Source organism: Pantoea sp. CTOTU50773, from assembly GCF_032082325.1.
GTDB lineage: Bacteria > Pseudomonadota > Gammaproteobacteria > Enterobacterales > Enterobacteriaceae > Pantoea > Pantoea communis.
This window is the reverse complement of sequence record NZ_DAMDQC010000165.1, coordinates 1-9538: the sequence shown is the minus strand read 5'-3', so window position 1 is coordinate 9538 and position 9538 is coordinate 1. Positions and strand designations below refer to the sequence as shown.

The 9538-nt window shown below is 52.2% G+C and carries 9 protein-coding genes, 1 tRNA gene and 1 rRNA gene; 9 read left to right on the top strand and 2 right to left on the bottom strand.

Features of this window, described 5'->3' with window-relative positions:
- Positions 1-132: 132 nt before the first annotated feature.
- From RT340_RS19440 to RT340_RS19400, 9 genes are all read left to right on the top strand, one after another.
- Positions 133-375, top strand: coding sequence for a YhdT family protein (locus RT340_RS19440; protein WP_034830168.1), 243 nt, complete (start codon positions 133-135; stop codon positions 373-375).
- The gene (gene panF, locus RT340_RS19435; RefSeq protein WP_313377529.1) at positions 365-1810 is read left to right on the top strand and encodes a sodium/pantothenate symporter; all 1446 of its coding nucleotides are present in this window, start codon (positions 365-367) and stop codon (positions 1808-1810) included. Before RT340_RS19440 ends, panF begins: the two co-directional genes overlap by 11 nt.
- Before the next feature lie 11 nt (positions 1811-1821).
- A complete protein-coding gene (prmA, locus tag RT340_RS19430; protein WP_211729897.1) occupies positions 1822-2703 on the top strand; it encodes a 50S ribosomal protein L11 methyltransferase in 882 nt (293 codons plus the stop codon).
- Between the two features lie 394 nt (positions 2704-3097).
- Positions 3098-4063, top strand: a complete 966-nt coding sequence (gene dusB / locus RT340_RS19425) for a tRNA dihydrouridine synthase DusB (protein ID WP_038644355.1) — start codon at positions 3098-3100, stop codon at positions 4061-4063.
- A 23-nt stretch (positions 4064-4086) separates the two neighbouring features.
- Positions 4087-4383, top strand: a complete 297-nt coding sequence (gene fis / locus RT340_RS19420; RefSeq protein WP_003855228.1) for a DNA-binding transcriptional regulator Fis — start codon at positions 4087-4089, stop codon at positions 4381-4383.
- 541 nt (positions 4384-4924) lie between these two features.
- Positions 4925-5950, top strand: coding sequence for an amino acid ABC transporter substrate-binding protein (locus tag RT340_RS19415; protein ID WP_034830184.1), 1026 nt, complete (start codon positions 4925-4927; stop codon positions 5948-5950).
- A gap of 66 nt (positions 5951-6016) precedes the next feature.
- Positions 6017-7195: an amino acid ABC transporter permease gene (locus RT340_RS19410; protein WP_313377528.1), complete on the top strand. Its 1179-nt coding sequence runs from the start codon at positions 6017-6019 to the stop codon at positions 7193-7195.
- 15 nt (positions 7196-7210) lie between these two features.
- Positions 7211-8311, top strand: a complete 1101-nt coding sequence (locus RT340_RS19405) for an amino acid ABC transporter permease (protein ID WP_160834681.1) — start codon at positions 7211-7213, stop codon at positions 8309-8311.
- Between the two features lie 8 nt (positions 8312-8319).
- On the top strand, positions 8320-9081 hold the full coding sequence (locus tag RT340_RS19400) for an amino acid ABC transporter ATP-binding protein (RefSeq protein WP_034830190.1): 762 nt from the start codon (positions 8320-8322) through the stop codon (positions 9079-9081).
- Positions 9082-9250: 169 nt separating this feature from the next.
- Here RT340_RS19400 and rrf read toward each other — a convergent pair.
- Positions 9251-9366, bottom strand: a 5S ribosomal RNA gene (rrf, locus tag RT340_RS19395).
- Positions 9367-9402: 36 nt separating this feature from the next.
- Positions 9403-9478 (bottom strand) — tRNA-Thr (locus tag RT340_RS19390).
- Between the last annotated feature and the right edge of the window lie 60 nt (positions 9479-9538).

Below are 9538 nucleotides of genomic sequence, written 5' to 3'. Positions count from 1 at the left end.
TCCAGCAGGGTGGCACCAACATCCACTATCTGGAGAAAAAACTCGGCCTGCACGAGAAGTAATCGCAGCGCAGAGCAAACAAAGGCCGGTTAATCCGGCCTTTTTCATTTTTGTTACCGTTGAGGTTGCATGATGGATTGGCGTTTTTTACAAGCGAACAAAGAGGCGCGCTGGGCATTTTATCTGACGCTGGCGTACCTCGCCGTCTGGGGCCTAAGTGCCTGGCTAGGCGGCAATGAGAGCGGCATCACCGGATTACCGCACTGGTTTGAGCTCTCCTGCATTTTCGCCCCGCTGCTATTTATCGTCCTTTGCTGGGTGATGGTTCGCCTGTTGTATCGCGACATGTCGCTTGAGGATCAAGATGGACAGTGAAATCATTCTGCCGCTATTAGCCTATCTGGTCTTGATCGCCGGTTTATCGGTGTTTGCGATGCGCAAACAGCGTCAGGGCAATTTCCTCACCGAATACTTCCTCGGCAGCCGTTCGATGGGTGGTTTTGTGCTGGCCATGACGATTACCTCCACCTACATCAGTGCCAGTTCGTTTATTGGCGGGCCGGGTGCTGCCTATAAATATGGTCTTGGCTGGGTATTGCTGGCGATGATTCAGGTGCCGGCGGTGTGGCTCTCGCTCGGTGTATTAGGAAAGAAATTCGCCATTCTCGCGCGCCGCTATAACGCTGTGACGCTGAATGACATGCTATATGGCCGCTACGGCAGCACACTGCTGATTTGGCTCTCCAGTATTAGCTTATTAGTGGCTTTTGTTGGCGCAATGACCGTACAGTTTATTGGCGGTGCACGCTTGCTGGAAACCGCTGCGGGTATTCCTTACGACACCGGCTTATTAATTTTTGGTGGCACCATCGCGCTGTATACCGCGTTTGGCGGCTTCCGTGCCAGCGTACTCAACGATGCAATGCAAGGCCTGGTAATGCTGGTCGGCACCTTCCTGCTGCTGTTTGCCATTATCCATCAGGCGGGTGGACTCGAAACGGCCGTGACGAAACTGCGCACCATCGATCCCCAACTCGTGTCGCCGGAAGGTGTTGGCAACGTCATTAATCCGACATTCCTGAGTTCTTTCGCCGTGCTGGTCTGCTTTGGCGTGATTGGTTTGCCGCATACTGCGGTGCGCTGTATCTCCTATAAAGACAGTAAAGCCATGCATCGCGGCATCATTCTGGGCACCATCGTCGTGGTGATTCTAATGCTCGGCATGCATCTGGCGGGGGCGTTAGGTCGTGCCATTCTGCCGGATCTCACTGTTCCGGATCGCGTGATCCCGACGCTGATGATCACCGTGTTGCCGCCAATGGCAGCCGGCGTGTTTCTCGCTGCACCGATGGCAGCAATCATGTCAACGATTAACGCGCAGCTGCTGCAATCCTCCGCTACGCTGATCAAGGATCTCTATTTGCGTATTGCGCCACAGCACAGCGAGAATGAATCGCGCTTGCGTATGCTATCCGGCACTATCACTTTCGTGCTGGGCATATTGCTGTTACTGGCGGCGTGGAATCCACCGGATATGATTATCTGGCTCAATCTGCTGGCCTTTGGCGGACTGGAAGCCGTGTTCCTCTGGCCGCTGGTATTGGGACTGTATTGGGAGCGCGCTAATTCGACAGGTGCTATCAGCGGCATGGTTGTCGGCGCGGCTTGCTATACCTTACTTGCCAGCCTGAAAATTGAACTATGGGGCTTTCACCCTATCGTTTCCTCATTGACCTTAAGCCTGCTGGCCTTCGTGGTGGGTAATTTGTTTGGCAGCACGCCTGAAGCGCGTCACGCCGCGGTGAAATAAAGAGAAACGCTATGCCTTGGATTCAAATCAAAATTAACAGTACCGGCGAAAATGCCGAGCCGCTGAGCGATGCGCTGATGGACGTGGGCGCCGTCTCGGTGACGTTTCAGGATACCCATGACAACCCGGTTTACGAACCGCTGCCGGGTGAAACACGCTTATGGGGCGATACGGATGTGATTGGTCTGTTCGACGCCGAAACCGAGATGGACGATGTGGTGGCCGAACTGCGTCAACATCCACTGCTGGGATCGCATTTCCATCACAAGATCGAGCAGATCGAGGATAAAGACTGGGAACGTGAATGGATGGATAACTTCCACCCGATGCGTTTTGGTGAACGTTTGTGGATCTGCCCGAGCTGGCGGGACGTGCCGGATCCGAATGCCGTCAACGTGATGCTGGATCCGGGCCTGGCGTTTGGTACCGGCACCCACCCGACCACTTCGCTCTGTCTCACCTGGCTTGATGGACTTGATCTGCAAGGCAAAACTGTGATCGATTTTGGCTGTGGATCCGGCATTCTCGCAATAGCCGCCCTTAAACTGGGCGCGTCGCAGGCTATCGGGATTGATATTGATCCGCAGGCTATTCAGGCCAGCCGTGACAATGCTGAGCGCAATGGCGTTTCTGATCGTCTGTCGCTCTATCTACCGCATCAACAGCCGGAAAACCTGCAAGCTGATGTGGTTGTCGCCAATATCCTCGCAGGCCCGCTACGTGAGCTGGCGCCGCTGATTAGCGTATTGCCAAAGGCGGGCGGACATCTGGGATTGTCGGGCGTATTAGCCAGCCAGGCTGAAGGGGTGTGCGAAGCCTATGTAGAGCGCTTCGTACTTGATCCGGTGGCTGAAAAAGAGGAGTGGTGCCGTATTACCGGCGTGCGCCGCTGAGTTTGATCACCGGCTGGCTTCGCTGGCCGGTTTGCTGTTTGGCCATCAGACAGTGAAAGCAACTCACCCTCTGCATATCAGCCGAAAATCTGCTACCTGAAAGCAATCAAATTAGTACATTTAATAATCACATCGCCGTCATTTCTCTGGCTAATTACCGGATGTGGCGGTTTTTATGTCGTGATTTTGGGCATGTTTTAAGAAAAACTTTTGCTCACAATTTCAGCATAATTTTTTAATGCACTGAATTATATAGATTATTAGTTGTAGCATTGCTGTTAAGGCCGAATTCCTCGCAGTTTAACGGTGAATTGTTCAAAGTTTGGCCTTTCATCTTCGTTAAAAAATGCGTAATATACGCCGCCTTGCGAACAGTTAGGGTCACTTCTTTTTCATGCGCATTGGACACCATCAGCTACGTAATCGACTCATCGCTGCACCTATGGCTGGCGTTACCGACAAGCCATTTCGCACCTTGTGTTACGAGAACGGCGCGGGTATGACTGTCTCCGAGATGCTGTCATCAAACCCAGAAGTTTGGGCCAGTGATAAATCCCGTTTGCGTATGGTGCATAGTGACGAGCCTGGAATCCGTGCCGTGCAAATTGCCGGTTGCGATCCTGATGAGATGGCTGCAGCCGCGCGCATTAATGTGGCGTCTGGCGCGCAGGTCATTGATATCAACATGGGCTGCCCGGCTAAGAAAGTGAATCGTAAGATGGCTGGCTCAGCACTGCTGCAGCATCCGTCACTGGTGGAGTCCATCCTCCGTGCGGTAGTGAATGCAGTTGATGTACCGGTTACGCTGAAGATTCGCACCGGCTGGGACAAAGAAAATCGTAATTGTGTAGAGATTGCCCAATTGGCTGAACGCTGTGGCATTCAGGCTCTCACCATTCATGGCCGCACGCGCGCCTGTTTGTTTGAGGGGCACGCTGAATACGACAGCATTCGGACAGTTAAGCAGAGCGTTTCCATTCCGATTATCGCGAATGGTGACATTACTGACCCGCACAAAGCCAGAGCGGTGCTCGACTATACCGGAGCCGATGCTCTGATGGTTGGACGCGCTGCTCAGGGAAGACCGTGGATCTTCCGGGAAATCCAGCATTATCTGGACACAGGGGAGCTGCTGGCACCGAAGCCGCTGGCTGAAGTGAAGCAAATGCTGATTGGACATATACGGGAACTGCACGACTTTTATGGTCAGCGCAAGGGATACCGTATTGCTCGTAAACACGTTTCCTGGTATTTGCAGGAAAGTGCTCCTGATGACCAGTTTCGGCGCACATTCAACGCCATAGAGGATGCCAGCGAACAGCTGGAGGCGTTGGAGGCATACTTCGAAAATCTTGCGTAATGAAATAAAGAGCTGACAGAACTATGTTCGAACAACGCGTAAATTCTGACGTACTGACCGTTTCTACCGTTAACTCACAGGATCAGGTGACGCAAAAGCCACTTCGTGATTCGGTAAAACAGGCACTGAAGAACTATTTTGCTCAACTGAATGGTCAGGATGTAAGTGATCTGTATGAGCTGGTATTGGCTGAAGTTGAGCAGCCTCTGTTGGACATGGTGATGCAGTACACCCGTGGCAACCAGACCCGTGCAGCTCTGATGATGGGTATCAACCGTGGTACCCTGCGTAAGAAGCTGAAAAAATACGGCATGAACTAATTGTTCTTTGCTGCGCTAACGCCAACCCTCGGGTTGGCGTTTTTGTTTGTGCCTCACCAATCGTTTCCCTGTGTTAGCAACGGATGAAACAATTGTCGCGGATATGGTAACGATAGTTGCAATTGCATCCGTGATATTTCGTCTCTCTTACCGCACGTCTTTTGCCCCTTTTTAGCGCCTGCTTTGTGCGTCATAACGCCCGCCATGCCGCTTTCCCAGTGATCCTGCACTGTTTCTACCGTAACCCTGCAAACGCATACATTTTATCCTGAGTGATGGCTCACACTGCTTCCACATAGTGAAACTATTTGCACTATTTGTGATCGCGTCGTCTCGTCATGCAGCCTTTTGGTGCGCGATAGTAGCCTAAATTTCTGGATGCGTCCTTTTATTAAAAGATCTTTCCAGTGAATTCAGGATTCTGCAAACCTGGCATTACCTTTGCAGAGTCGTGGATGGCTAACCGCCACAGACAGAAAAAAGCGCACATTAAAGTGCGTGCAAACATAACAACACACGATCTCGCCACACAGGATGCTTTATGAAAAAGATGATGCTTTCCACCCTGGTCGCTGCAGCCTCGCTGTTCGCCGTTACTCAACAAGCGCACGCAGGCACCACGCTGGATGCCATTAAAAAGAAAGGTTTCGTACAGTGCGGTATCAGCGATGGCCTGCCAGGCTTCTCCTACGCTGATGCCAGCGGCAAATTTACCGGAATCGACGTGGATGTTTGCCGCGCTGCTGCGGCTGCGGTATTTGGTGATGCAAGCAAGGTGAAATACACCCCGCTGACGGCTAAAGAGCGTTTCACTGCGCTCCAGTCTGGTGAAGTGGATATCTTGTCTCGTAATACCACCTGGACCTCTTCGCGCGATGGTGGCATGGGCTTCTTGTTCGCTGGTGTGAACTACTATGACGGCATCGGCTTCCTGACCCATAAGAAAGCGGGTCTGAAAAGCGCCAAAGAGTTGGATGGTGCCACCGTATGTATTCAGGCCGGTACCGATACCGAGCTGAACGTGGCTGACTACTTCAAAGCCAACAAAATGCAGTACACGCCAGTGACCTTCGACCGTTCTGATGAGTCAGCGAAAGCACTCGACAGTGGCCGCTGCGATACCCTCTCTTCCGACCAGTCTCAGCTGTATGCACTGCGTGTGAAACTCGGCAAACCAGATGATTTCATCGTGCTGCCAGAAGTGATCTCTAAAGAGCCGCTGGGTCCTGTGGTACGTCGTGGTGATGACGACTGGTTCACCATCGTTAAATGGTCTCTTTACGCCATGCTGAACGCAGAAGAGATGGGCGTGAGCTCTAAGAATGTTGATCAGATGGCGGCCAAACCCACTACCCCGGATATGGCTCACCTGTTGGGTGCAGAAGGTGACTTCGGTAAAGACCTGAAACTTGATAATAAATGGGCTTACAACATCATCAAACAAGTCGGTAACTATCAGGAAGTGTTCGATCGCAACGTGGGTAAAGACAGTGCACTGAAAATCGCGCGTGGCCAGAATGCACTCTGGAACCAGGGCGGCATCCAGTACGCTCCACCAGTACGCTAAGTCTGTTCTGCCAGTCGGGCACCGCACCCTGCGGTGCCCAAGCGTTTTCTTCACTGAGGTTTCAACATGTCACAACGCCCAACCGTAAAGAGGGATTTTTCGTTTGGTAATCCTACGGTTCGCGCCTGGCTTTACCAGATCCTCGCGATTGTGGCCGTGCTTGCTGTGGTGGGATATCTGGTCCACAACACAGTAATCAACCTGGCCAACCGCGGCATCACTTCCGGTTTCGGATTTCTTGAGCGCAATGCCGGTTTCGGCATCGTCCAACACCTGATCGATTACACCGAAGGCGATACTTACGCGCGCGTGTTTATGGTGGGGTTGACCAATACCCTGCTGGTTTCCGCACTCTGCATTGTATTTGCCTCCATCCTGGGCTTCGCCGTGGGGCTCGCGCGTCTGTCTGAAAACTGGCTGCTGCGTAAACTCTCGACCATCTACATCGAGACGTTTCGTAATATCCCACCGCTGCTGCAGATCTTCTTCTGGTACTTTGCGGTGTTGCGCAACCTGCCAGGGCCACGTCAGGCACTCAATGCGTTTGATCTGGCGTTTGTCAGTAACCGCGGTTTGTATATTCCGTGGCCAGAGTATGCACCTGGCACCTGGCCATTCCTGATTGCGCTGGCACTGGCCATCCTCGGCAGCGTTGCGCTTTTCCGCTTCAACCGTAAGCATCAATTAAAAACCGGCCAGTTACGCCGCACGTGGCCAGCCGCTGCAGGTTTGATTGTGCTGTTACCCCTGATTGCACACACATTGTTTGGTGCCGCAACGCATTGGGATGTACCAGAACTGCGCGGATTCAACTTCCGCGGCGGCTTTGTGATGATCCCGGAGCTGGCGGCGTTAACGGTGGCGCTTTCTGTGTATACCTCATCGTTCATTGCGGAAGTGATTCGCTCCGGGATTCAGTCGGTGCCGCACGGTCAGAATGAAGCAGCCCGTTCGCTGGGTCTGCCAAATCCGGTCACGATGCGTCAAGTCATCATCCCGCAGGCAATGCGCGTGATCATTCCACCGTTAACCAGTCAGTATCTCAATATCGTGAAGAACTCATCACTGGCGGCGGCCATTGGCTATCCCGATATGGTGTCGTTGTTTGCCGGTACCGTGCTGAACCAAACTGGCCAGGCGATTGAAACTATTGCGATTACCATGGCGGTCTATCTGATCATCAGCCTGCTCATTTCACTGCTGATGAACCTCTACAACCGCAAAATTGCGCTAGTTGAGCGATAAGAGAACGGGATCATTATGTCTGTTACCACACACGAAACACCGCCCGTACCCAGCAATCCGCTAGGAAAAGCCTGGCTTTGGGCGCGCAAAAATCTGTTCTCCAGCTGGCTCAATACCCTGCTCACGCTGTTCAGTTTCTGGATCATCTGGAGTGTGATTCCTCCGGCGCTGGATTGGCTGATCTTCCAGGCTAACTGGATTGGTGAAACGCGCGCGGATTGCACCAAAGCCGGTGCATGTTGGGTATTTATCCACGCACGTTTTGGCCAATTCATGTATGGGCTTTATCCACATGAATTGCGCTGGCGCATTAATCTGGCGTTGGTGATTGGTCTACTGTCGATCGTTCCCATGTTCATTAAGTCTATGCCACGCCGTGGTCGCTACATTGCCTGCTGGGCGGTGATCTATCCGATCATTGTTTGGCTGCTGATGTATGGCGGGTATCTGGGGCTGGATCGCGTGGAAACCCGCCAGTGGGGCGGTCTGACGCTGACGCTGATTATTGCCTCAATTGGCATCGCTGGTGCGCTGCCGTTGGGGATTCTGCTGGCGCTGGCTCGTCGTTCAAAAATGCCCGTGGTTCGCACCCTGTCAGTGATTTTCATTGAGTTCTGGCGTGGTGTGCCACTGATTACCGTGCTCTTTATGTCATCGGTAATGCTGCCGCTGTTTATGGCAGAGGGCACGACTATCGACAAGCTGGTACGTGCGCTGGTCGGCGTGATTCTGTTCCAGTCCGCTTATGTTGCAGAAGTGGTGCGTGGCGGCTTGCAAGCACTGCCAAAAGGGCAGACTGAAGCGGCGGAATCACTGGCACTCGGCTACTGGAAAACGCAGATGCTGGTTATTCTGCCACAGGCACTTAAGCTGACCATCCCTGGTTTAGTGAATACCATCATCGCACTGTTTAAAGATACCAGCCTGGTGATCATCATCGGCCTCTTCGATCTCTTCAGTAGCGTGCAGCAAGCCACCGTTGACCCCACCTGGTTGGGCATGTCGACCGAAGGCTATGTGTTTGCTGCCATGGTCTACTGGATTTTTTGTTTTAGCATGTCGCGCTATAGCCAGCATCTGGAGAAGCGCTTCCACACCGGGCGTAAATCGCACTGAGGTTTTACATGACACAAATTATGACTAATGCGGCTGACGCCATGATGATTACGCTCGAAAACGTGAATAAATGGTATGGTCAGTTCCATGTTCTTAAAGATATTAACTTGCTGGTGAAACCCCGCGAACGCATTGTTCTTTGTGGGCCTTCGGGGTCAGGGAAATCGACGACTATTCGTTGCATCAATCATTTAGAAGAGCATCAACAAGGCCGTATCGTAGTAGATGGCATCCATCTTAACGATGATGTGCGCAATATTGAGCGTGTTCGTACCGAAGTCGGCATGGTATTCCAACATTTTAATTTGTTCCCGCATCTTACCGTGTTGCAAAACTGCACCCTGGCGCCGATTTGGGTGCGTAAGATGCCGAAGAAAGAAGCGGAAGAGTTAGCGATGCATTATCTGCAACGCGTGCGTATCGCGGAACATGCCCATAAGTTTCCAGGACAGTTGTCAGGAGGGCAGCAACAACGTGTGGCGATCGCGCGTTCACTGTGTATGAAACCGAAAATCATGCTGTTCGATGAACCGACTTCAGCGCTCGATCCAGAAATGGTAAAAGAGGTTCTCGATACAATGATTGGTCTGGCAGAAGATGGTATGACGATGTTATGCGTGACGCACGAGATGGGCTTTGCGCGTACTGTGGCGGACCGGGTGATCTTTATGGATCGCGGAGAGATTGTTGAGGAAGCGCCGCCGCAGGAGTTCTTCGCGAATCCGAAATCAGAACGTACACGCGCCTTCCTTTCTCAAGTTATTCATTGATATTCAATGGGCTACTTAAGCCTCTGCGCAATCTGGCAGAGGTTTTTTTATGACCTTGATATTATCTCGCATTAACTCATTCGACGTTTTTGACGAATCTTGAGCCTGGTTGCGAGTTTTAAACATACAAAAAAGCCCTGAACTTTCGTTCAGGGCTTCTGTGTTTGATGCCTGGCAGTTCCCTACTCTCGCATGGGGAGACCCCACACTACCATCGGCGCTACGGCGTTTCACTTCTGAGTTCGGCATGGGGTCAGGTGGGACCACCGCGCTAAAGCCGCCAGGCAAATTCTGTTATTTACCGAACTCACGCTTTAAAACTGGTGCTGATACCCAGAGTCGAACTGGGGACCTCACCCTTACCAAGGGTGCGCTCTACCAACTGAGCCATATCAGCACACTTTAATTTGATGCCTGGCAGTTCCCTACTCTCGCATGGGGAGGCCCCACACTACCA